This window comes from Blastococcus sp. SYSU D00695 (genome assembly GCF_054050555.1).
The window spans coordinates 53,823-73,513 of record NZ_JBJGZP010000019.1 but is presented as its reverse complement, the minus strand read 5'-3'; the positions used below and the strand labels follow the sequence as shown (position 1 = coordinate 73,513).

Sequence of the window (19,691 nt, the reverse complement as noted above, 5' to 3'; positions counted from 1 at the left end):
CACCGTTCCCGCCCCCGTCGCGGGGGCGGGAACGGCCGACGGTCAGTCGGTGAGCCAGACCTGGCCCCAGAGGGTCACCGCACCCTCGGTCAGGCCGGTGCCGACGCCCTCGGCACCGCTGGGCAGCTGCCAGGTGGACAGGTTCTGCAGCTCAGGCCGGGTGCCGATCATCGTGGCCGTCGAGGCCGACCACGTCATCGGCATCTGGTCGACGACCTCCAGGCCGATCTTCTCCACGGCCTCGCGGCGCGTGTCGATGTCGGAGGTGGGGGTGGTGGCCAGGACCTGCAGCTGCTCGTCGATGGTCGGGCTGCTGTAGTTGTGGAAGTTCAGCGGCTGCTCGGCGACCGGCCCGAACTCCTCCTCGAGGGTGCCGAGCGGGTCGGCCGAACCGCCGGCGCGCCAGCAGACGGCCTCGTAGTCCCCGACGAACGGCGGGTTGCTGTCGGTGCCGCCGATGACGTCCTGGATCATCGTGGCCTGGTCCAGCTGGTTCAGCTCGACCTCGACGCCGATCTGGCCCCACAGCGCCTGGTAGGCCTGCGCCAGCTCGATCTGGCTCGGGTCGGGCTGGCAGCCGAACGAGAAGGACACGGGGCTGCCGACGGGCTTGCCGTCCGAGCGCTGCGGGTCGTCGACGTACTCGGAGATCAGCTCCTGAGCCTTGTCCGGGTCGTAGTCCGGGTAGGCGTCGGCGACGGCCTGCGAGTAGTAGGGGCTGTTCTCGCTGAAGTACTGGCTGGCCGGCGGGGTGATCCCGGTGCCGCCGAGGACCGCCACGATCTGCTCCTGGTCGGTGGCGTGGCCGAGGGCCCGGCGCACGCGCGGGTCGTCCAGCGGCGCGACCTGGGTGTTGAACAGCGCCTGGCCGGCCGAGTTCCCGATGAAGGTGTGCAGCGACAGGTCGGCGCCGTCCTGGACCTCCTCGTGGGCCTGGGCGACCTGGGTCTGGCGCAGGGTGCCGAAGGCGTCGACGTCACCGGCGAGCAGGCTCTGCAGGCGGCTGTCCTCGTCGGGGATGACCCGGAAGGTGATCTCGTCCAGGAACGGGCCGAGGCCGAGGTCCTTGCCCCAGTAGTTCTCGTTCGCCCGCACGGTCAGGTGGTCGTCGCGGCTCCACTCGTCGAAGACGAACGGGCCGGTGCCGACGGGCGCGGAGTTGGCGCCGTCCTGGCCGAGCGCGTTGTAGTTCTCCATCGAGAACGGCATCCCAGCGAGGGTGGTGAGCTTGTCGGGGAACGCCGCGTTCGGCCCGACGAGGTCGTAGCGGACCGTCAGCGGGTCCACGACGGTGGCCGACGCGATCTCGGCGAGGCTGCCGGCGGTGTTGGCGCTCGGGTCCTGCAGGACGGCGAGGTTCTGCACGACGACGTCGGCGGTCAGCGCGCTGCCGTCGTGGAAGGTCACGCCGTCGCGCAGCTTCATCGTCCAGGACGTGAAGTCGGCGTTGGGCTCGATCGACTCGGCCAGGTAGGGCTCGATCGCGCCGTCGGCGGTCGGCAGGAACAGCGGGTCGTAGATCGAGTAGATGACGTTCATGCCCGGGCTGGAGGGCACGCTGACCCCGGGCTGCCACCCGTTGGTCTCGGCCTCCAGGGCCATCGTGATGCTGCCGCCCTGCTGCGGGTCGCCCTGCGGCTCGGGGTTCTCGGTGGAGATCGACCGGGTGCCGCCCTCGTCGTCGTCCCCTCCCCCGCACGCTGCCGCCGTGGCGGCGAGCGCCAGGGCGGTCAGGCCGGCGGCGATGCGGCGACCCGAGCCGCTCCGCCGTGTTGCGCGGGCTTCCGTCACGTAGTTCTCCCTGCTGTCGGACCGCGAGACGCGGCGAACCTGTTCCTGCCGGCCACCTGGACGACGGCCGCTGCTGCCCGGCACCCCCCGCGTCCGCGGGACGCCGGCGCGCGGCCGGCGGTGACGCGGGGGCGCAGCCGCGCGCCAGCACCCGAGCTGGTCATCGCGGCTGGTCCCCCTCGTCCACGGCTGCACCGGCGAGGTGACCGTCAGCACTCTCCCGGTCGCTCCGAGGAGTGCCGGCCGAGAGCACCGTCACATCCCCCGGCGGGATCCGGCTTGTGATGGCGCGCCTTGCAATCGAATCGTGATGCCACTCCGGGTCGCCGAACGGCCTCGGATCAGGTCCCCGAACGAGGGTTCTCGTCGCCGGCGACCGTGGGGTGACTCTTCTCATGCCGACGCATCGCCGCTCGAGCCACCCCGGGGGGACGTGGGCCACGTCACGCCGGCCGGACCGCGTGGCACGCGCGCACAACCCAGGCGCCCGGTCGGACGACAGGCTGGTCCGCAGCGGTCGAGCACCACGCCGCCCCCACGCGCAGACCCCCCCGCCGGAGGTACCAGTGAAGAGCCTCGTCATCGACCCCACCACCGTCGACATGTACCCCTATCCCGTGGCGCCCGAGCGGATCACGCCGGGCACGGAGACCACCGCCAACCGCATCTACGAGCGCGAGGACGGCGGAGAGATCGGCGCCGTCTGGCAGATGACCCCCGGCGTCCTCGAGGGCGTCAAGGGCGCGGAGACCTTCGTCGTCCTGAGCGGTCGCGCGACGATCGAGTTCGAGGACGGCCGGGTCAGCGAGATCGGCCCCGGGTCGGTCGGCGTCGTCGTCGAGGACGACGTCGCGCGCTGGACCGTGCACGAGACGCTGCGGAAGGTCATCGTCCGCCGCGCCAAGTGACGACGGCGGCGGCCCCGTCCTCCTCGGTCCGGGGAGGACGAGGCCGCCGGCCGCTGCTCCCCGCGGTGGGCCCGGCTACCGCCCCCGGGGCAGGAGCACCCCACGGCCGCCACCGCGGGCCGGGACATCACCACCCCGCGGTGCTGCACCACCCTCGGCTCCCGCCGGGTCCCCGGCGCGACGCCGGCCCGCTGGGGGCGCCGCACCCACGGTCATCCGCACCATCGTGCGATACCTCGCCGCGAGCTCCTGCGGCGTGAGGCCACCGCCGTGCTGGTACCACTGCGAGACACCCGTGAGCATGGTGGCGATCGCGCGGCTCGCCTCACGGGGGTGGGGCGTGCTGAAGACCCCGTGCTCGACGCCCGAGTGGACGAGGTCGTCCATCAGCCGCTGCTGCCGGTCGCGGGCGGCGATGTGCCGCGCGCGGGCCTCCGCCTCGAGGCTGCGGATCTCGGTGATCGCGATGAAGGCCAGGTCCCGCCGGTGGGCGTGGAAGACCACGAGGCACTCGACGAGCAGGTCCAGGCGCCGGGTCAGGTCCTCACCAGCCTCCGCCAGCGCCGCCTCGCTGCGCCACCACAGGTCCTCCATCGCCGCCTGGACGATCGCCACGAGGAGCGCCTGCTTGGACGGGTGGTGGTGGTACAGCCCCGGCACCGAGAGCCCCGCGCCCGCGGCGAGCTGCCGGATCGTCGTCCCGTGGTAGCCGTGCTCGGTGAACCGGCTCAGCGCCGTCTGCAGCAGGGGGGACAGGGCGGGGGTCGTGTAGTCCCGCCAGTCGGCCGCGTTCCGGATCGACCCGTCGAGCGTGATGACGTCCACCCTCCTCCACCGTCGGCGCCAGTGTGCACGGCCTACCGCGCTTGACACCCGCGGCGGCCTCGGCCAGTGTGCCGACCGAGCGATCGCTCGGCCACCCGTCGCGAGGGAGAGGGCCCGAAAGATGCACGAGACGCCCTGGACGGCGCTCTATCCCCCGGGCCTGCCCGCGACGACCGACGGCGGCTACGACTCGCTGGTCGCCGCCTGGCGGGTGCGCGTCGAGCGCACCCCCGACGCGGTCGCCGTCGCCTACTTCGACGGCCGGCTGTCCGTCCGCGAGCTGGACGAGGAGTCCGACGCCCTGGCCGTCGCCCTGGCCGGCCTCGGCACCGGCCGCGGCGACCGGGTCGGGGTCTACCTGCAGAACGTCCCGCAGTACGCGGTCCTCCTGCTCGCTCTGTGGAAGCTCGGCGCCACCGCGCTCGTGCTCAACCCGATGTACCGGCGCCAGGAGCTGCGGCGCCTGGTCGACGACTCCGGCGCGACCGGCCTGGTCTGCGCCGACGTCGACGCCGCCGAGACCGCCGAGACCCTCGAGGGCAGCAGCGTGCGCTGGCTGGTCAGCACCTCGGCGCTGGACTACCAGACCCGCAACGACCCCCGGGTCTTCCCGACCACCGAGCGCGCCCCCGTCGCGCCGGACGGCGACCTCGTCGACCTCGTCGGCCGCTTCCGCGGGCAGCGACCGGAGGACGCCGGCTGCACCCGGGAGGACGTCGCGCTGCTCACCTACACCTCCGGCACGACCGGGCCGCCCAAGGGCGCGATGAACACTCACGGCAACCTGCTCACGGTCACCTCGACCTACGCCGCGTGGGTGGGCCTGGCACCGGGCGACGTCGTCTTCGGCATGGCGCCGCTGTTCCACATCACCGGCGCCGTCGTGAACGCGACGATCTCGCTGCTCGGCGACACCACGCTGGCGCTGGCCAACCGCTTCCAGCCCGCCGTCGCGCTGGAGGCGTTCGCCGAGCACGGCGTCACGTTCACCATCGGCTCGATCACCGCCTTCAACGCCCTGTCGGAGGTGCCCGGCGCCTCGGCCGAGCACTTCCGGACCGCCAAGGCGCTGTTCTCCGGTGGCGCGCCCATCCCGCCGGCCACGGTCGAGCGCTTCGAGCGCCGGTTCGGGGTGTACGTCCACAACGCCTACGGCATGACGGAGACCTCCTCGGCCGTGGTCGCCGTGCCGCCCGGTCGCCGGGCCCCGGTGCACGAGCCGAGCGGCACGCTCTCCATCGGGGTGCCGCTGCCGGGCATCCAGGCCCGCGTGGTCGACGCCGAGGGCAGCCCGCTCGCGCCCGGTGAGCAGGGCGAGCTCGAGCTGGCGGGCCCCCAGGTCGTCCCCGGCTACTGGCAGAAGCCCGAGGCGACCGCCGCCACCATGCCCGGCGGGCGGCTGCGCACCGGCGACGTGGCGATCATCGACGAGCAGGGCTGGGTCTACCTCGTCGACCGCCTCAAGGACCAGATCAACGTCTCCGGCTACAAGGTGTGGCCGCGTGAGGTCGAGGACGCCCTCTGCGAGCACCCCGCCGTCCTGGAGGCCGCCGTCGTGGGCGAACCCGACGAGTACCGCGGCGAGACGGTGGTCGCGTACGTGGCGCTGGCCGCGGGTGGCTCGGCGACCGAGGCGGAGCTGATCGCGTTCGCGCGGGAGCGCCTGGCCGCCTACAAGGCGCCGCGTGCTGTGCACGTCGTCGACGAACTGCCCAAGACCCAGACCGGCAAGATCCGCCGCAACGTGCTCCGCGAGGGCACCGCGCCCCCGCAGTGAGCATCTCTCCGACTCCCCCGACCACAGAAGGGCACGTGTGAACCACCGTCGTCTCGAGGGCAGGACCGCCATCGTCACCGGCGCCAGCCGCGGCATCGGCCTGGCCGTCGCCCAGCGCCTGGTCCGTGAGGGCGCCCGGGTCTGCCTGACCGCCCGCAACGCCGAGCCGCTGGCCGAGGCCGCGGCCACGCTGCCCGAGGGCAGCGTGCTGGCCGTCGCCGGCAAGGCCGACGACCCGGCGCACCGCCAGGAGACCGTCGACCGCGTCGTCGGGGAGTGGGGGCGGCTGGACATCCTCGTCAACAACGCGGGCATCAACCCCGCGTACGGGCCGACCGCCGACATCGACCTCGGCGTCGCCCGCAAGATCCACGAGGTGAACGTCCTCGCGCCGCTGGGCTGGCTGCAGACCGCGCGGGCCGCCGAGGGGTCGGGCTTCGCCGAGCGCGGCGTCGTCGTGAACCTCTCCTCGGTCACGGGCGTCACCCCCTCGCCGGGCATCGGCATGTACGGCGTCAGCAAGGCGGCCGTCGCCCACCTCACCCGGACGCTGGCCGCCGAGCTGGGCCCGGCGATCCGCGTCAACGCGGTGTCCCCGGCGGTCGTGAAGACCCAGTTCGCGAAGGCGCTGTACGAGGGCAAGGAGGCCGAGACGGCGGCGGACTACCCGCTCGGCCGGCTCGGCACCCCCGAGGACGTCGCCGGCGCGGTCGCCTACCTGGTCTCCGACGACGCCGCCTGGGTGACCGGAGAGGTGCTCACTGTCGACGGTGGGCTGCAGACAGCCGGAGGGACGGCATGACCACCCAGGAGCCGACCATGGACACCGTCCCCACCGCCCTCCCGCCCGAGGTCGAGGAGCTGCGGCAGCGCACCCGCCGGTTCATCCGGGAGGTCGTCGTCCCCGCCGAGCCCGCGCCCGGGGAGCGCCTGGACCAGGCGACCCGCGACCGGCTGCAGGCCGCCGCCAAGGAGGCCGGGGTGTTCGCGCCCCAGGCGCCGCGGGAGTACGGCGGTCAGGGGCTGCCCATCCAGTACTGGTCGCCGGTCTTCCAGGAGGCGGGCTACTCGCCGATCGGCCCCAGCGCGCTCAACTGCATGGCGCCCGACGAGGGCAACATCCGCATGCTGGAGCTCATCGCCACCCCGGAGCAGAAGGAGCGCTACCTCGCGCCGCTGGCCTCCGGCGAGGTCCGCTCCTGCTTCGGCATGACCGAGCCGCACCCCGGAGCCGGGTCCGACCCGGCGGCGCTGCGCACGGTCGCCCGGCGGGTGGGCGACCGCTGGGTGATCGACGGGCACAAGCGGTTCATCAGCGGCGCCATCGGCGCCGGCTTCTGCATCGTCATGGCCCGCACGGAGGCCGACGGGGACGCCCCTGCTGGGGCGACGATGTTCCTCGTCGACATGACCAACCCGGGCATCCGGATCGGCGCGCCGATCCACACCATCGACCGGGCCATCGACGGCGGCCACCCGCACCTGCACCTCGAGGGCTGCGAGGTCGCCGAGGACGCGGTGCTCGGCGAGGTCGGCAAGGGCTTCACCTACGCCCAGGTGCGGCTCGGGCCCGCCCGGCTCACCCACTGCATGCGCTGGCTGGGTCTGGCCCGCCGGGCGCAGGACATCGCCCTGGACCGGGCGCGCGACCGGGAGCTGTTCGGCGCCACCCTCGCCGACCTGGGCCTGGCCCAGCAGCTGATCGCGGACTCCGAGATCGACCTCGAGACCTCCGAGGCGATCATCACCAAGACCGCCGGGCTGCTGGCCACCGACCCCAAGGCCGGGTCGGCCCTGTCCTCGATCGCCAAGGTGCACTGCTCCGAGGCGATCCACCGGGTGGTCGACCGGGCGATCCAGCTCTGCGGTGGTGACGGCGTCTCCGACGGCCTGCCGCTCGCGCAGTACCTCGCCGAGGTCCGGCCGTTCCGCATCTACGACGGCTCCAACGAGACCCACCGCTGGGCGATCGCCCGCCGCGCCTCGTCCGCCCGCCGCAAGGCGGTCGCGGCCGGCGAGCCGAGCCGTGGCGAGGCGACGGTCCACCCCGACGACGCCGGCGCGGGGCACTGATGCAGCACGAACCGGACGGCGTCGAGGTCGTCGGCTCGGCGCAGGACGCCACCCGTCTCCCTGCGGCGCCCCTGCTCGTGCTGGACCGGCTCACCGCCTTCCTCGACCAGCAGGGCGTGGGCAGCGGCCCCGTGGCCTGGGAGCGGATCGGTGACGGGCAGTCCAACGTCACCTACCGGATCTGCCGCGAGGGCGCCGAGGTCGTGCTGCGCCGGGGCCCGCGGCCGCCGCTGCCGCGCTCCACGCACGACATGGTGCGCGAGTCCCGGATCCAGCAGCTGCTGCGACCGGCAGGTGTCCCCGTGCCGGAGGTGCTGGCGGTCTGCGCGGACGAGTCGGTGCTGGGCGTGCCCTTCTACCTGATGGAGGCCCTGGACGGGGTCGTCCTGACCGACGAGCTGCCCGCCGGGCTGGACGGCGACGGCGACCGGGGGGCGATCGCCGACACGCTCGTCGACACCCTCGTCCAGCTGCACTCGATCGACGTCACCGCCGGCGAACTGGCCACGCTCGGCCGACCGGACGGCTACCTCGCCCGGCAGGTGGACCGCTTCGCCGGGCTGTGGGACGTCAACACCACCCGGTCGCTGCCCGAGGTCGCCCTGCTCGCCGGCTGGCTGAGCGACAACCGGCCGGCCGGCCAGGCGGTCTCCGTCGTCCACGGGGACTACCGGCTGGGGAACCTGATGTACCACCGGACCGGGCCCGCCCGTGTCCAGGCGGTCCTGGACTGGGAGATGGCCACCCTCGGCGACCCGCTGGCCGACCTGGGGTACCTCACCGCGACGTACGCCGGCCCGGACGCGGCCCCCACGCCGCTGGAGCTGTCCCCGGTCACGTCGCTCCCCGGCTTCCCCACCGAGGCCGACCTGGCCGCGCGCTACGCCGCGGCCACGGGGCTGGACCTCGCGCCACTGCCCTGGTACCAAGCACTCGCGCTGTGGAAGGGCGCCATCTTCTGCGAGGCGATCCACACCCGCTGGCTCAAGGGCGAGCGGCCGGACGACCAGCACTTCGGTCCCTCGCTCGCCGAGGGGGTCCCCCGCCTGCTGGAGCGCGCCCGCGAGTACGCCGGCCTGGGGAGGACCTCCTGAGCACCTCCCCCGCCGCTGCCCCGGCACGCCGGTGCCCGCTGCCGGCCCTCGACGTCCGTCGCGGCGACCGGACCGCACGGCACGACCGCACGACCAGGCCGTCCGGCCGGGCGCGAGGCTTGCGCCCGGGCGGTCAGCTGCCACGCCACCCACCCACGCCCACCCACCGCCGGAGGACCCGATGAAGAGCACCGTGATCGACCCGACCGTCGTCGACATGCTCCCCTACGAGATCGCGCCCGAGCGCATCACCCCGGGCGCCGTGGCCACCGCCAACGTCCTCTACCAGCGCGAGGACGGCGGGGAGGTCGGCGCCGTCTGGGAGATGACCCCCGGGGTCCTGGAGGGCGTGGCCGCGGAGGAGACGGTGGTGATCCTCACCGGCCGGGCGACCCTGGACTTCGCCGACGGCACGACCGTCGACGTCGGGCCGGGCTTCGTCGGCGTCCTCTACGCGGAGGACATCTCCCGCTGGACCGTCCACGAGACGCTGCGGAAGTTCGTCGTCAGCCAGTCCCGCTGACCCGAGGCCTGCTGCGGCCGCGAGAGGCTGCAGCAGGCCGTCGTCCGCGCGTCGCACGACGTCGGCCGGCCGCACGGTCGGCCCGGGACGGCAGACAGCCCCGTCCCCCTCTCGTCGAGGGGGACGGGGCTGTCTGCCGTTCCGGGGTCCCGCCCCTCGCGGGGGCGGGTCCCGGCGTGACGTCCCGCTGCTAGCGCAGGCGGACGGTGGCGCTGCGGTCCAGGTGCCGGTCGACGACACGCATCGCCGAGGCGGTCTCGACCTCCAGGATGGGGATCTCCGACAGCCGGCGGATGATGCGCCCGGAGATCGGGATGTCCTCCGCGCCCGCGTTGAACTTGATCTCCGCGGTGCCGGTCCACATCCGGTCGTAGGTCCCGCCCTGCGTCACCATCGTGGGGTAGCTGGCGTCCGGCTCGGCGGTGGCCCCCGCGCGCGGCGTGCCGGGCACGTGCTTCCACCCCAGCCAGTTCCAGGTCGCCGACGCCTCGTTGACGTGGCCGAGGACCTCCGCGGACTCGGGCTTCATGTCCCCGAAGGAGATGGACAGCAGCTCGGTGCCGTACAGCGACATCCCGACCTGGAACGACTCCTCGCCGACCGCCACGTCGGGGATGTCGGCGTAGAGCTTGGGGATGCCCAGGTAGTCACGGCCCGCGATGATCGAGTTCGTGTCGTCCTCCCACACGACCGCGGCGAACGGGCCGTTGATGGTCCGCTCCTCCCCGCGGAAGACGACCGGGATGTTCACCGCGATCAGGCTGTAGCTGCGCCCACCGAGCCAGTCCACGCCGTCCAGCCGCGAGTAGCTGAGCTGCACGCGGGGGGTCTCGGGGAGCTCGTAGAACGGCGGCAGGAGGTCGGCCAGCGCCTCGCGCGTCGTCGTGAACCCCACGCCGGCCACCAGGCCCGTGCCACCGCGGCTGACCGGCGGCATCGCCGACGGTCCGAAGCTGGCCGGCATGTCGACCCGCAAGTCGTACGTCATCACGCATCTCCTCGTGTCTCGTGGGACTGCTGAAGCCCCCGCGGGGAGGGCGTGCCTGCCCGCTGGTGCGCCCGGGGCGGGGACAGCGGGTGTGGCGGCCGGGACGGGCACGCGGTGGGCCACCGCTGCCCCGCGCCACTGTGGTCGTCGCCACCTCCCCGCAGCGTCCCCGCTCTCGCGGTCACCGGCAAGGGCCCGTCGTGGTCGCCTCGGTGAAGGTGACCAGCGTCACTCCTGGGCGCGCTGGGTGGGGCCCTCCCCCACCCGGACCAGGAGCTTGCCCATGTTCTTCCCGGTCAGCAGGCCGCGGAAGGCCTCGACCGTGTTCTCCAGGCCGTCGACGACGTCCTCGCGGTAGCGGACCGACCCGTCGCGCAGCCAGCCGGACATGTCCCGCAGGAACGCCTCGTGGTGGGTGGGCAGGAACTCGTCCTGCACGAACCCCCGGACCTGCAGGCTGTAGCTGAGCACCCGGCGCAGGAAGGGGTGCAGGCCGGCGCCGCCGTCGGCCGGGGTGGCCCCGTTGTAGCTGGACACCAGGCCGCAGACGGGGACGCGGGCGAACCGGTTGAGCCGCTCGACGACCGCCTCGCCGACCGCCCCGCCGACGTTCTCGAAGTAGACGTCGACGCCGTCGGGGGTGGCCGCCGCCAGGTCGTCGACGAAGGTCGGCGAGCGGTGGTCGACGGCCGCGTCGAACCCGAACTCCTCGAGCAGGACGCGGCACTTCTCCGGCCCGCCGGCGATGCCGACCGCCCGCGCGCCCTTCAGCCGGGCGACCTGCCCGACGACGGACCCCACCGGCCCGGTCGCGGCGGCGACGACGACGGTCTCGCCCTCCTTCGGCCGGCCGATCTCCAACAGCCCCGCGTACCCGGTGAACCCGGGCATCCCGAGGACCCCCAGCGTGGTCGAGACGGGCACGCCCATCGGGTCCAGCCGCATGACCACCTGGTCGCTGACGACGGCGTGGGTCTGCCAGCCGACGTAGCTCAGGACGATGTCGCCCACGGCCAGCCGCGAGCTGCGGGACTCGACCACCTCGCAGACCGTCGCGCCCATGCAGACGTCGCCGACCTCCCACGGGGCGGCGTAGGACTTGGCCGTGTTCATCCGGCTGCGCATGTACGGGTCCAGCGACAGGTAGATCGTCCGCAGCAGCACCTGCCCCTCCCCGACCTCGGGCAGGTCCTGCACCACCGTCTCGAAGTGGCGGGCCTCGGGCTCGGCGACCGGGCGCTCGGCGAGTCGGATCTGGGTGGTCTGCACTGCGGCGTCCTCCGTGGTGGCATGGGGGTGGTCGGGACCGTCCGCGGACCTCGCCGAACGGCACCGATCCCATCTCACACCGGCACCGGGCCACGGCCAACGCCGGGCGTGCCAGGTGATCGGCGGCCGGCGACAGGTCCGGTCGACACGCGCGCGCGACGGCGCGGGTGGCGCACAGCCTGGATCACCTGGCACGACCGGTCTAGTTCCCCCGCCGGCCGGGGCGCGACGATCCACGCCGACGAGTGCCGACCAACGTAGGGACGGGCGTGGGCCTGGCCTCGGCCTCGGAGGAGGCGCAGTGAGCGACACCCGTGTGGCGGTCCTGGGGTGCGGCCTGATGGGGAGCGCCGTCATCCGCGCCCTCGCGGCCGCCGGCCACGACCTCGTCGTGTGGAACCGGAGCCCCGAGAAGGCCCAGGCCCTCGTGGGCGAGCGCGTGCGGGCCGCGGCGACGTCCACCGAGGCCGTCGAGTCCGCCGACGTCGTGGTGTCCGTGCTGACCGGAGACGACGCGGTCCGGGCCGCGCTGCAGGACGCCTCGCTGCAGGGCCGCACCCTGGTCAACCTCACCTCGCTCAACCCCGAGCTCATCCCGGGCATCGCGGAGTGGGTGACCGGCCGCGGCGGCCGCTACCTCGACGGGGTGCTCATGGCCTACCCCGAGCAGATCGGTGGGTCCGACACCGTCGTCTACTACGCCGGGCCGGCCGACGCGCACCGCGAGGTCGAGCCGCTGCTGCTGGCCATCGGCGGCGCGTCGTACCACCTGTCGGAGGACGTGCGCGCCGCGGCCGTCATGGACGTCTCGTCGGTCGGCATGTTCGTCATCCCCGCGCTGACCGCCTACGCGGAGTCGGTCGCCTACGCCCTGGCGAACGGCATCCCCGTCGAGCTGCTGCGCGAGGGCTCCGACGCGGGCCTGCTGGGCTCGCTGGCGGTGCAGATGAGCGGCGTGCTGGAGGCCCTCGCCAGCGGCGACCACCGGACCGACCAGGCGAGTGCAGCGACGTACGGAGCCGCGGCGCACGAGTTCCTCGACGCCGTGCGCGCCTCCGGCCACCGGGGCCGCCTGCTCGAGGGCGCGGTCCAGGCCCTGGACGAGGCGTGCGAGGCGGGCCGGGGCGACCTCGGCATCTCCGCCGTCGCCGTCGCCGGCAACTGACCGGGAGGACGGGTCATGGGTGCTCTGTCGATGTCGACCGAGGAACGCGAGGCGTTCCTCACCGCCCTGCACGTGGGGGTGCTCGGGGTGGAGCGGGCCGACGGCCCGCCGCTCGCGGTGCCGGTCTGGTACGTGTACGAACCCGGCGGCGAGCTGTGGTTCCTCACCGAGCCGGACACGGTCAAGGGCCGGCTGCTGCAGGCCGCGATGCGCTTCACCCTCTGCGTGCAGACGGAGGTGTCGCCCTACGCCTACGTCTCCGTGGAGGGGACGGCGACGGTGACCCCCGCGGAGCCGGACGTGCACGTCCGCGAGCTGGCACACCGCTACCTCGACCCGGAGGCGGCGGAGGCGTACGTGGCGCGGGCGGCCACCGGCCCACGCCCGATCCGGGTGGCCATGCGCCCGGAGCGGTGGTGGACGGTCGACTACGCGAAGGCCGCCGGCTGATCCGGCACCGACCCTGACCACGCCGGCGGCGACCGCCGCCGGCGTGGCCAACTCGTGATCTCCTCCTCGTGGCGGTCGCCGGGGGCGGGGGCTACGTTTCCTGCGTGTCCACGGCGCCGGACGTCCCGCGCCCCTCGCCCGCCCCGGGCGCGAGGAGGCCGGACCACGGCGCGCCACCGACCAGGACCCCTGTTCCGCACGGCGCGGTCGCCCCCGGGTGGGTCCCCGCCTAGGGGCACGGCATGCAGCCGGTCCTCCCTGCAACACCGGGTGACCGCGGACGGGCCTCGTCGACCGACGGCCGCCCGCCCGGGACGAGCGCCCCAGGGCCGGCGGCACACCCCGCCTCCCAGCACGACGCCCCCTGCCGGGCGCCTGCCCCGGGCCGCCTCCCCCTGGCACGGATCCACGATCGGCCGCGGCCCGACCCCCGCATGCCAGTGGAGCCCGTCGGGCGTCGGCGTCCCCGCCCACCGGCGCGGCCCGGACACTGCCGCCCCGGCGCGCCACCCCGGCGCCATCCGGGCCGTGGCCCGCCACCTGCGAGCGCGGCGTCCGCGCGGACCTGCCGTTTCCGGACCCGGCACGGTCGAACGACCACCCCCGGGGCGCCACCCCGCATGCCCGATCACGCCGGCACCGGCGGTCCTCGCCGGGTGCCGACCCCTCGCGGGGGCGTGTCACCTGCGACACATTCCGTGGCACTCTCGCCCAATCCCCTGTCCGAACCACCCCAGAGACTTCTGCGAACCGACGACCGGCGCCGACTCGGGTCCTCCGAGGACGCGTCCACGGTCGACGGAACCGGCCCCGGTCGTGCACCCCGGAGCCGTCGCCGCCCCGTCCCCCGCCGTTCCCGGATCGGAGTCCCCGATGGAACACCCCCGACGCAAGGCCGCAGCTGCCGGTCTCGCCGTCCTCCTGCTCTCCTCGTGCGGCGGAGGAGGTGACAACGACTCCGGCGGCGGCGGGAACGGCGACGGCTCCCTCGAGGGGCAGCGTCTCGTCTTCGTGAACTACGGCGGGCTGGGCCTCGAAGCCGCCCAGGCCGGCTGGCTCGACCCGTTCTCCGAGGAGACCGGCGTCCAGTTCGCCACCGACAGCCCCAGCGACGTCGCCCGCGTGCAGGCGATGGTCGAGGCCGGTCAGACCACCTGGGACGTCGTCGACCTCGACCCGGGCGTCGGCGCCGCGAACTGCGGCGTCCTGTTCGAGGAACGCCCCGACGACTTCGACATGAGCCAGGTCGACGAGCGGTACGTCTCCGACGACTGCGGGGTGCCGATCATCGTCCAGGCCAGCACGCTGGTCTACAACGCCGACCTGTTCGGGGACGACCCGCCCACCCAGATGAGCGACTTCCTCGACACCGAGCGTTTCCCCGGCAAGCGGATGTACTTCAACTCGCCGACCGGGTCGGTCGAGCCGCTGCTGGCCGCCGACGGGGTCGAGCCCGACCAGATGTTCCCGATCGACTGGGCCCGGGTCGAGCGCATCAACAACGACCTCGGCAGCGACCTGGTCGTGCAGCCGACGCTCGCCCAGATGGGCTCCGCCGTCGAGTCCGGCGACTTCGCGATGTGCCTGTGCTACACGGGCCGCATCGCCAGCGCAATCGAGAACGGTGCCAACGTCGGCATCGTGTGGGACCGCACCTGGCTGGGCTGGGACATGGCCTACGCGGTCAAGGGCTCCCAGGCACCGGAGGCCCAGTGGGCGTTCCTGCAGTGGCTGGCCACCCCGGCGTCGGTCGGCTTCTACGAGGAGCTGCCCTACAGCCCGGCCACGCTGGACACGGAGCCCGACGTGAGCGAGGAGTACAAGTCGGTGATCCCGATCTACAACGAGGACCAGATCAACGTGACCTACGAGTTCAACGTCCCGTGGTGGTCGGAGAACGCCGAGGAAGCGTACGCAGAGTGGAACCGCGTCGTCTCCGGTTGATCCAGGAGAACCCCAGATCATGAGCACGTCGACCACTGCCTCCCCGGCGGTGGGCACCCCGACCCCCGGCAGCGGCCCCTCGCGGTCGCTGCCGGGGGCGCGGGGCCGCCACCTCCCGGTGGGGCTCCTCATCTGGCCCGCACTCCTCTTCCTGGGCGTGATCTTCGCCTACCCCGTCCTCGAGGTCTTCGTCCGCAGCTTCACCGACGTCCCCGAGGGGACCGGCGTCTTCGAGAACTACACGCGGTACTTCTCCGACCCGGTCGAGATGACCATCCTGCGGCGCACCTTCCTGGTCGCCGCCTGGTGCACGGCGATCTGCGTGCTGGTGGGATTCCCCTACGCCTACCTGATGTCGGTCGCCGGCCCCCGCGTCCGCCTGCTGCTGCTGGGCGCCGTCATGCTGCCGTTCTGGTCCAACCTCGTCGTGCGGACCTACGCCTGGGTGGTGCTCCTGCAGGACACCGGCCCGGTGCAGGCGGCCCTGAAGGCCTTCGGCATCGAGGGCATCCGGCTCACCGGCAACACGCTGGGCATGACGATCGGCACGACCCAGCTGCTGCTGCCGTTCCTCGTGCTGCCGCTGTACAGCACCCTCACGCGCATCGACTCGCGCCTGCTGGACGCCGGCCGCAGCCTCGGCGCGCGTCCGACGGTCGCCTTCATCCGCATCTACCTGCCGCTGGCCGTCCCCGGCCTGCTGGCGGGCGGGATGCTCGTGTTCGTCCTGTCGCTCGGCTTCTACTTCACGCCGGCGCTGCTGGGTGGGACGCGCAACAGCCTGATCTCCCAGCAGATCTACATCCAGGTCAACCGGCTCGCCGACTTCGGCCGCGGCGGCGCCATGGCGCTGGTGCTGCTGGTGGTGACCCTCGTCCTGCTCGGGGTCGTCGCCCTCGTCACCCGGCGACTGACCCGCGCTCTCGGGCTGGGAGGCTCGTCGTGACCCGATTCCCCTCGACGCGGCTCGGCCGCGTCCTGCTGGGTGGCTTCTGCACGCTGGTCGCCGTCCTGCTGGTCGCGCCGACGCTGGTCGTCATCCCGCTGAGCTTCACGGACAAGCCGAGCTTCGTCTTCCCGCCGACGGGCTGGTCCACGCGGTGGTACGAGAACCTGTTCACCGACCAGGGATGGGTGGACGCCGCGCTGCTCTCCCTGCAGGTCGGCGCGATCGTCACGCTGATCGCCACGGTGCTGGGCACGGCCGCGGCCCTCGCCCTGGTCATGGGCCGCGGGCGGTGGCGGGTCCCCACCCGGGGCCTGGTCGCCGCACCGACGATCCTCCCCGGGATCATCGTCGCGATCGGCATCTTCTCCGTGTTCCTCAAGTGGGGGCTGACCCAGACCTCCACCGGGTACGTCCTCGCGCACACCGCGCTCGCCATCCCGATGGTCGTCATCGCGGTCTCGGCCTCGCTGTCGACGTTCGACCAGCAACTGCTCCGGGCCGCCCACAGCCTGGGTGCGGGGCCGCTGGCGACGTTCCGCCAGGTGACGCTCCCGCTGATCGCGCCGGGCGTGCTCACCGGCGCCCTGTTCGCCTTCCTGACGTCGTTCGACGAGGCGATCGTGTCCCTGTTCCTGTCCGGCCCCTTCGCCCGGACCCTGCCCGTGCAGATCTACCAGAGCGTCACCGCCGAGATCGACCCGACGATCGCGGCCGCCTCCACCCTGCTGGTCGCCATCACGACGACCCTGCTCGTGGTGGCCGCTCTCACCGCGACCCTGAGGAGCCGACGAGCCCGATGACCGAACCCGTTGCCCACAGCGGCCTCGACAGCTCGGCCTTCCACGGCGTCGCCCTGGAACTGACCGGCCTCCGCAAGACCTACAAGGACTCGGTCGCACTCGACGGGATCGACCTGTCGATCGCGGCGGGCGAGTTCATGACGCTGCTGGGCCCGAGCGGCTCGGGCAAGACCACGACCCTGAACATGGTCGCGGGCTTCGTCGAGCCGGACGCCGGCCAGATCCTGATGGGCGGCAAGCCGCTCGTCGGCGTGCCGCCGCACAAGCGCGACATCGGCGTGGTGTTCCAGCAGTACGCCCTCTTCCCGCACATGCGGGTCGACGCCAACGTCGCCTTCCCCCTGCGCCAGCGCGGGGTGTCCAAGGCCGAGACCGCCCGCGCCGTCGGCGAGATGCTCGACGTCGTCGGCCTGGGCCACCTGTCCCGCCGCTACCCGCGGGAGCTGTCGGGTGGTCAGCAGCAGCGCGTGGCGCTGGCCCGGGCGCTGGTCTTCAAGCCCCGGCTGCTGCTGCTCGACGAGCCGCTGGGCGCGCTCGACAAGCGGCTGCGCGAGAGCCTGCAGCTGGAGATCAAGCGCATCCACCGGGAGCTGGGCGTGACGTTCGTGTTCGTCACGCACGACCAGGAGGAGGCCCTCGCGCTCTCCGACCACATCGCGGTGTTCAACACCGGGCGGATCGAGCAGGTCGGCACCGCCCAGGACCTCTACGAGCGGCCCCGGTCGCTGTTCGTCGCGGAGTTCCTCGGCGACTCGAACGTCCTGCAGGGCACGGTCGTGCACAGCAGCGGCGGGCGCGTCGAGCTCGACTGCGGCGACAGCCGGGTCGTGGCGGCCGGCGACGCCCGCGAGGGCAGCCGCGCCGCGCTCGTGCTGCGGCCGGAGCGGGTGAGCGCGCTGGCGCCCGGCGAGCAGCTCGGAGCCGGGGAGAACGGCGTCGACGGCGTCATCGAGGACGTCGTCTACCTGGGCGGCCGCCGCCGGCTGGTCGTGGCCAGCCAGGGGCGCACCTTCTTCGTCGACGAGATGGCGCCCCGCCAGTCATGCGCCCCGGGCGAGCCGGTCCGCCTGCGGTGGCACCCGGAGGCGGGCACGCTCGTCCCGGCCGACCCCTCGGTGACCGAGGCGGCCGAGGCGGACCCGCGGGTCGCCGTCTGACCTCCGGCCGGCCCTGGCACGACGACGGGGGCCCGTCACGCGGTGCGTGTCGGGCCCCCGTTCTCGTACCCGGCGGATCAGAACCGGTGGATCAGCTCCCGCCGGGCCGGTGGGCCGCCACCGCGGAGATGCCCAGGTCCCCCTCGCCGGCGTGGCGGACGTCGTCCAGCGACGCCACCGCGGCCTCCAGCTGGCGGCTGCGGTGCCCGGCCTCGGCGACCGCCTCCAGGAAGTGGTGGGCGGCGGTGCCGTAGGTGTCCGCGGTCGCCTGGTCGGTCGCGTGGTCGCCGCTGGCCACGGCGCGCAGGATGCCCAGCATCTGCCGGCGCAGCGAGCGCAGGCTGCGGTCGACCCGCTCCTCGAGGACCTCCACCGGGACCGCGTGGGCGAGGGCGAAGGACGTCGACTCGGCGTAGCTGGTGAGCGCGGGGATGGTGAACAGGCCGACCGCGGCCACGTCGAGGACCGCGGCGGCGCGGACGTCCTCGCCGAGGTACCGGGACGCCCCGCCCAGTGCGCGGAGCACCGGCTCCAGCGCGCGGTGGACGTCGGCAGGCCCGGAGTAGTTGACGACGGTGTCCTCGCCGCCGATGTCGGCCGGGTACGCCATGATCACGCCGTCGAGGTAGCGGGCCCCGCGGGCGGTGACCCACTCCTGTGCCTCGACCACCTGCGCGGGGCTGCCCTGCGTCAGGTTGACCAGTGTCCGGCCGGACAGCGGCGTGTCGGTCAGGGCCTGCCGGACGGCGTCGTCGTCGGTGAGGACGCTGATCACGACCGGCGCGGCCTCGACCGCCTCGCGCGCGGTGGGGACGGCGCGCACGCGGTCCCCGACGAGCGCGTCGGCCTTGGCGGGGGTCCGGTTCCAGATGACCAGGTCGTGCCCGGCGCCCACCAGGGCCCGGATGACGGCGCTGCCCATCAGGCCGCACCCCAGGACCGCGACGGGTCCCTCCTGCTGACCGTTCTGCACTGTCTGCTCCGTCCTGCCCGCTGGCCGGGCGTCGTGCGCTGTCGGGACTGCCACGGGCGGCGGGAGGGACCGTCTCCGGTCCGCCGCCGGGTCAGCGCAGCGCGGCGGGGTCGATGTTGACGCCGGGCAGCAGGGAGTGGCCGGCGTCGACCGGGATGGCGGCGCCGGTGACGACCGAGGCGAGGTCGGAGTTCAGGTACAGCGCCGTCTTCGCCGTGACCTCGGGAGCCATCATGGGCTGGGCCAGCGCGTGGTAGCGGTAGCCGGCGGCCGGCAGGTGCTCCGGGGTGCCCGCGCCCGTGCGGCCGGCCATCTTGTCCAGGATGTAGGGGAACCGCACCTGGTGGGTGTCGATGGCGCCGGGCATGATCGCGTTGCAGCGGATGCCGTACTCGGCACCTTCCAGCGCGACGCTCTTCATGAGGCCCAGCACGCCGTGCTTGGCCGCGGTGTAGTGCGCGTACTCGGCGGCGGGTTCCCGCCCGTTGGTCGACGACGTCATCACGATGGACCCGCTGCGCTGCTCGCGCATGTGCGGGAGCACCGCCTTGACCGAGCGCCACACCCCGGTCAGGTTGACGTCCAGGGAGTCCTGCCACATGTCGTCGGTGATGTCCCAGATGGGGGCCATGCTGACGATGCCGGCGTTGGCGATGAGGATGTCGATCTTCCCGAACGCCTCGAGCCCCTGCCGCACGGCGCCGTCGAGGTCCTCCTGGCGGCGCACGTCGCCCGTGACCCCGATCGCGCGTCGGTCCAGCTGCTCGACCTGGCGGACGGTCTCGGCGAGGTCCTCCGCCGAGGACAGCTCGTAGGGCACCGACGCGATCGAGGTGCTGTCGGTGTCCAGGACGATCACGTCGGCGCCCTCGCGGGCCGAGACCAGGGCGTGCGCGCGGCCCTGGCCCCGTCCGGCGCCGGTGATCAGAGCGACCTTGCCGTCGAGCAGTCCCATCTCGTCTCCTTCGTCCCAGGTTGGTCCGGTCGCCCGCTGTGGGGACCGGT

At 73.5% G+C, this 19,691-nt stretch carries 18 protein-coding genes; 12 read left to right on the top strand and 6 right to left on the bottom strand.

The genetic code is table 11. The features are described from left to right. Nucleotides 1-42: 42 nt before the first annotated feature. The gene (locus ACI781_RS13640) at nucleotides 43-1,791 is read right to left on the bottom strand and encodes an ABC transporter substrate-binding protein (RefSeq protein ID WP_456566652.1); all 1,749 of its coding nucleotides are present in this window, start codon (nucleotides 1,789-1,791) and stop codon (nucleotides 43-45) included. Nucleotides 1,792-2,357: 566 nt separating this feature from the next. Between ACI781_RS13640 and ACI781_RS13635 the strand changes: the two genes are divergently transcribed. Continuing rightward, nucleotides 2,358-2,699 (top strand): cupin domain-containing protein, encoded by a 342-nt coding sequence (locus ACI781_RS13635; protein ID WP_456566651.1) that lies wholly within the window; start codon nucleotides 2,358-2,360, stop codon nucleotides 2,697-2,699. Between the two features lie 75 nt (nucleotides 2,700-2,774). On the opposite strand, the gene ACI781_RS13630 is transcribed toward ACI781_RS13635, so the two are convergent. Further along, on the bottom strand, nucleotides 2,775-3,524 hold the full coding sequence (locus ACI781_RS13630) for a TetR/AcrR family transcriptional regulator (RefSeq protein WP_456566650.1): 750 nt from the start codon (nucleotides 3,522-3,524) through the stop codon (nucleotides 2,775-2,777). Nucleotides 3,525-3,645: 121 nt separating this feature from the next. Between ACI781_RS13630 and ACI781_RS13625 the strand changes: the two genes are divergently transcribed. The 5 genes from ACI781_RS13625 to ACI781_RS13605 all read left to right on the top strand — a co-directional run bounded on the left by ACI781_RS13625 (nucleotide 3,646) and on the right by ACI781_RS13605 (nucleotide 8,991). Then, nucleotides 3,646-5,301: a class I adenylate-forming enzyme family protein gene (locus tag ACI781_RS13625; protein ID WP_456566649.1), complete on the top strand. Its 1,656-nt coding sequence runs from the start codon at nucleotides 3,646-3,648 to the stop codon at nucleotides 5,299-5,301. A gap of 37 nt (nucleotides 5,302-5,338) precedes the next feature. Further along, the gene (locus ACI781_RS13620; protein ID WP_456566648.1) at nucleotides 5,339-6,103 is read left to right on the top strand and encodes an SDR family oxidoreductase; all 765 of its coding nucleotides are present in this window, start codon (nucleotides 5,339-5,341) and stop codon (nucleotides 6,101-6,103) included. Continuing rightward, on the top strand, nucleotides 6,100-7,374 hold the full coding sequence (locus ACI781_RS13615) for an acyl-CoA dehydrogenase family protein (RefSeq protein WP_456566647.1): 1,275 nt from the start codon (nucleotides 6,100-6,102) through the stop codon (nucleotides 7,372-7,374). The genes ACI781_RS13620 and ACI781_RS13615 overlap by 4 nt, the downstream gene beginning before the upstream one ends. Next, nucleotides 7,374-8,468, top strand: a complete 1,095-nt coding sequence (locus ACI781_RS13610) for a phosphotransferase family protein (RefSeq protein WP_456566646.1) — start codon at nucleotides 7,374-7,376, stop codon at nucleotides 8,466-8,468. Before ACI781_RS13615 ends, ACI781_RS13610 begins: the two co-directional genes overlap by 1 nt. A 181-nt stretch (nucleotides 8,469-8,649) precedes the next feature. Further along, a complete protein-coding gene (locus ACI781_RS13605; protein WP_456566645.1) occupies nucleotides 8,650-8,991 on the top strand; it encodes a cupin domain-containing protein in 342 nt (113 codons plus the stop codon). A gap of 190 nt (nucleotides 8,992-9,181) precedes the next feature. Here ACI781_RS13605 and ACI781_RS13600 read toward each other — a convergent pair whose 3' ends face one another. Both ACI781_RS13600 and ACI781_RS13595 read right to left on the bottom strand, forming a co-directional pair. Further along, nucleotides 9,182-9,979, bottom strand: a complete 798-nt coding sequence (locus tag ACI781_RS13600) for an acetoacetate decarboxylase family protein (protein ID WP_456566644.1) — start codon at nucleotides 9,977-9,979, stop codon at nucleotides 9,182-9,184. 228 nt (nucleotides 9,980-10,207) lie between these two features. Then, nucleotides 10,208-11,248 (bottom strand): NADP-dependent oxidoreductase, encoded by a 1,041-nt coding sequence (locus ACI781_RS13595; protein WP_456566643.1) that lies wholly within the window; start codon nucleotides 11,246-11,248, stop codon nucleotides 10,208-10,210. On the opposite strand from ACI781_RS13595, the gene ACI781_RS13590 reads away from it, so the two are divergent. The 6 genes from ACI781_RS13590 to ACI781_RS13565 all read left to right on the top strand — a co-directional run bounded on the left by ACI781_RS13590 (nucleotide 11,238) and on the right by ACI781_RS13565 (nucleotide 17,713). After that, nucleotides 11,238-12,413, top strand: coding sequence for an NAD(P)-binding domain-containing protein (locus ACI781_RS13590; RefSeq protein ID WP_456566642.1), 1,176 nt, complete (start codon nucleotides 11,238-11,240; stop codon nucleotides 12,411-12,413). The genes ACI781_RS13595 and ACI781_RS13590 overlap by 11 nt on opposite strands. A 15-nt stretch (nucleotides 12,414-12,428) precedes the next feature. Beyond that, complete coding sequence (locus ACI781_RS13585; RefSeq protein ID WP_456566641.1) at nucleotides 12,429-12,863, top strand: pyridoxamine 5'-phosphate oxidase family protein; 435 nt, start codon at nucleotides 12,429-12,431, stop codon at nucleotides 12,861-12,863. An 873-nt stretch (nucleotides 12,864-13,736) separates the two neighbouring features. After that, on the top strand, nucleotides 13,737-14,807 hold the full coding sequence (locus ACI781_RS13580; RefSeq protein WP_456566640.1) for an extracellular solute-binding protein: 1,071 nt from the start codon (nucleotides 13,737-13,739) through the stop codon (nucleotides 14,805-14,807). 19 nt (nucleotides 14,808-14,826) lie between these two features. After that, on the top strand, nucleotides 14,827-15,753 hold the full coding sequence (locus tag ACI781_RS13575) for an ABC transporter permease (protein ID WP_456566639.1): 927 nt from the start codon (nucleotides 14,827-14,829) through the stop codon (nucleotides 15,751-15,753). Beyond that, a complete protein-coding gene (locus ACI781_RS13570) occupies nucleotides 15,750-16,556 on the top strand; it encodes an ABC transporter permease (RefSeq protein ID WP_456566638.1) in 807 nt (268 codons plus the stop codon). The genes ACI781_RS13575 and ACI781_RS13570 overlap by 4 nt, the downstream gene beginning before the upstream one ends. After that, nucleotides 16,553-17,713, top strand: coding sequence for an ABC transporter ATP-binding protein (locus ACI781_RS13565; protein WP_456566637.1), 1,161 nt, complete (start codon nucleotides 16,553-16,555; stop codon nucleotides 17,711-17,713). Before ACI781_RS13570 ends, ACI781_RS13565 begins: the two co-directional genes overlap by 4 nt. Nucleotides 17,714-17,804: 91 nt before the next feature. Here the strand turns inward: ACI781_RS13565 and ACI781_RS13560 are convergent, their stop codons facing one another. Further along, entirely contained in the window at nucleotides 17,805-18,686 is an 882-nt protein-coding gene (locus ACI781_RS13560; RefSeq protein ID WP_456566636.1) for an NAD(P)-dependent oxidoreductase, read from the bottom strand. A 91-nt stretch (nucleotides 18,687-18,777) separates the two neighbouring features. Then, nucleotides 18,778-19,641 carry a mycofactocin-coupled SDR family oxidoreductase gene (locus ACI781_RS13555; RefSeq protein ID WP_456566635.1) on the bottom strand — a complete coding sequence of 288 codons (864 nt, stop codon included), beginning with the start codon at nucleotides 19,639-19,641 and terminating at the stop codon, nucleotides 18,778-18,780. Nucleotides 19,642-19,691 lie beyond the last annotated feature (50 nt).

What these genes read in the sequence shown, in the direction of transcription:
- ACI781_RS13625 (WP_456566649.1), top strand. Translation starts at nt 3,646, where the DNA reads ATGCACGAGACGCCCTGGACGGCGCTCTATCCCCCGGGCCTGCCCGCG.
- ACI781_RS13615 (WP_456566647.1), top strand. Translation starts at nt 6,100, where the DNA reads ATGACCACCCAGGAGCCGACCATGGACACCGTCCCCACCGCCCTCCCG.
- ACI781_RS13610 (WP_456566646.1), top strand. Translation starts at nt 7,374, where the DNA reads ATGCAGCACGAACCGGACGGCGTCGAGGTCGTCGGCTCGGCGCAGGAC.
- ACI781_RS13605 (WP_456566645.1), top strand. Translation starts at nt 8,650, where the DNA reads ATGAAGAGCACCGTGATCGACCCGACCGTCGTCGACATGCTCCCCTAC.
- ACI781_RS13600 (WP_456566644.1), bottom strand. Translation starts at nt 9,979, where the DNA reads ATGACGTACGACTTGCGGGTCGACATGCCGGCCAGCTTCGGACCGTCG.
- ACI781_RS13585 (WP_456566641.1), top strand. Translation starts at nt 12,429, where the DNA reads ATGGGTGCTCTGTCGATGTCGACCGAGGAACGCGAGGCGTTCCTCACC.
- ACI781_RS13580 (WP_456566640.1), top strand. Translation starts at nt 13,737, where the DNA reads ATGGAACACCCCCGACGCAAGGCCGCAGCTGCCGGTCTCGCCGTCCTC.
- ACI781_RS13575 (WP_456566639.1), top strand. Translation starts at nt 14,827, where the DNA reads ATGAGCACGTCGACCACTGCCTCCCCGGCGGTGGGCACCCCGACCCCC.
- ACI781_RS13565 (WP_456566637.1), top strand. Translation starts at nt 16,553, where the DNA reads ATGACCGAACCCGTTGCCCACAGCGGCCTCGACAGCTCGGCCTTCCAC.
- ACI781_RS13555 (WP_456566635.1), bottom strand. Translation starts at nt 19,641, where the DNA reads ATGGGACTGCTCGACGGCAAGGTCGCTCTGATCACCGGCGCCGGACGG.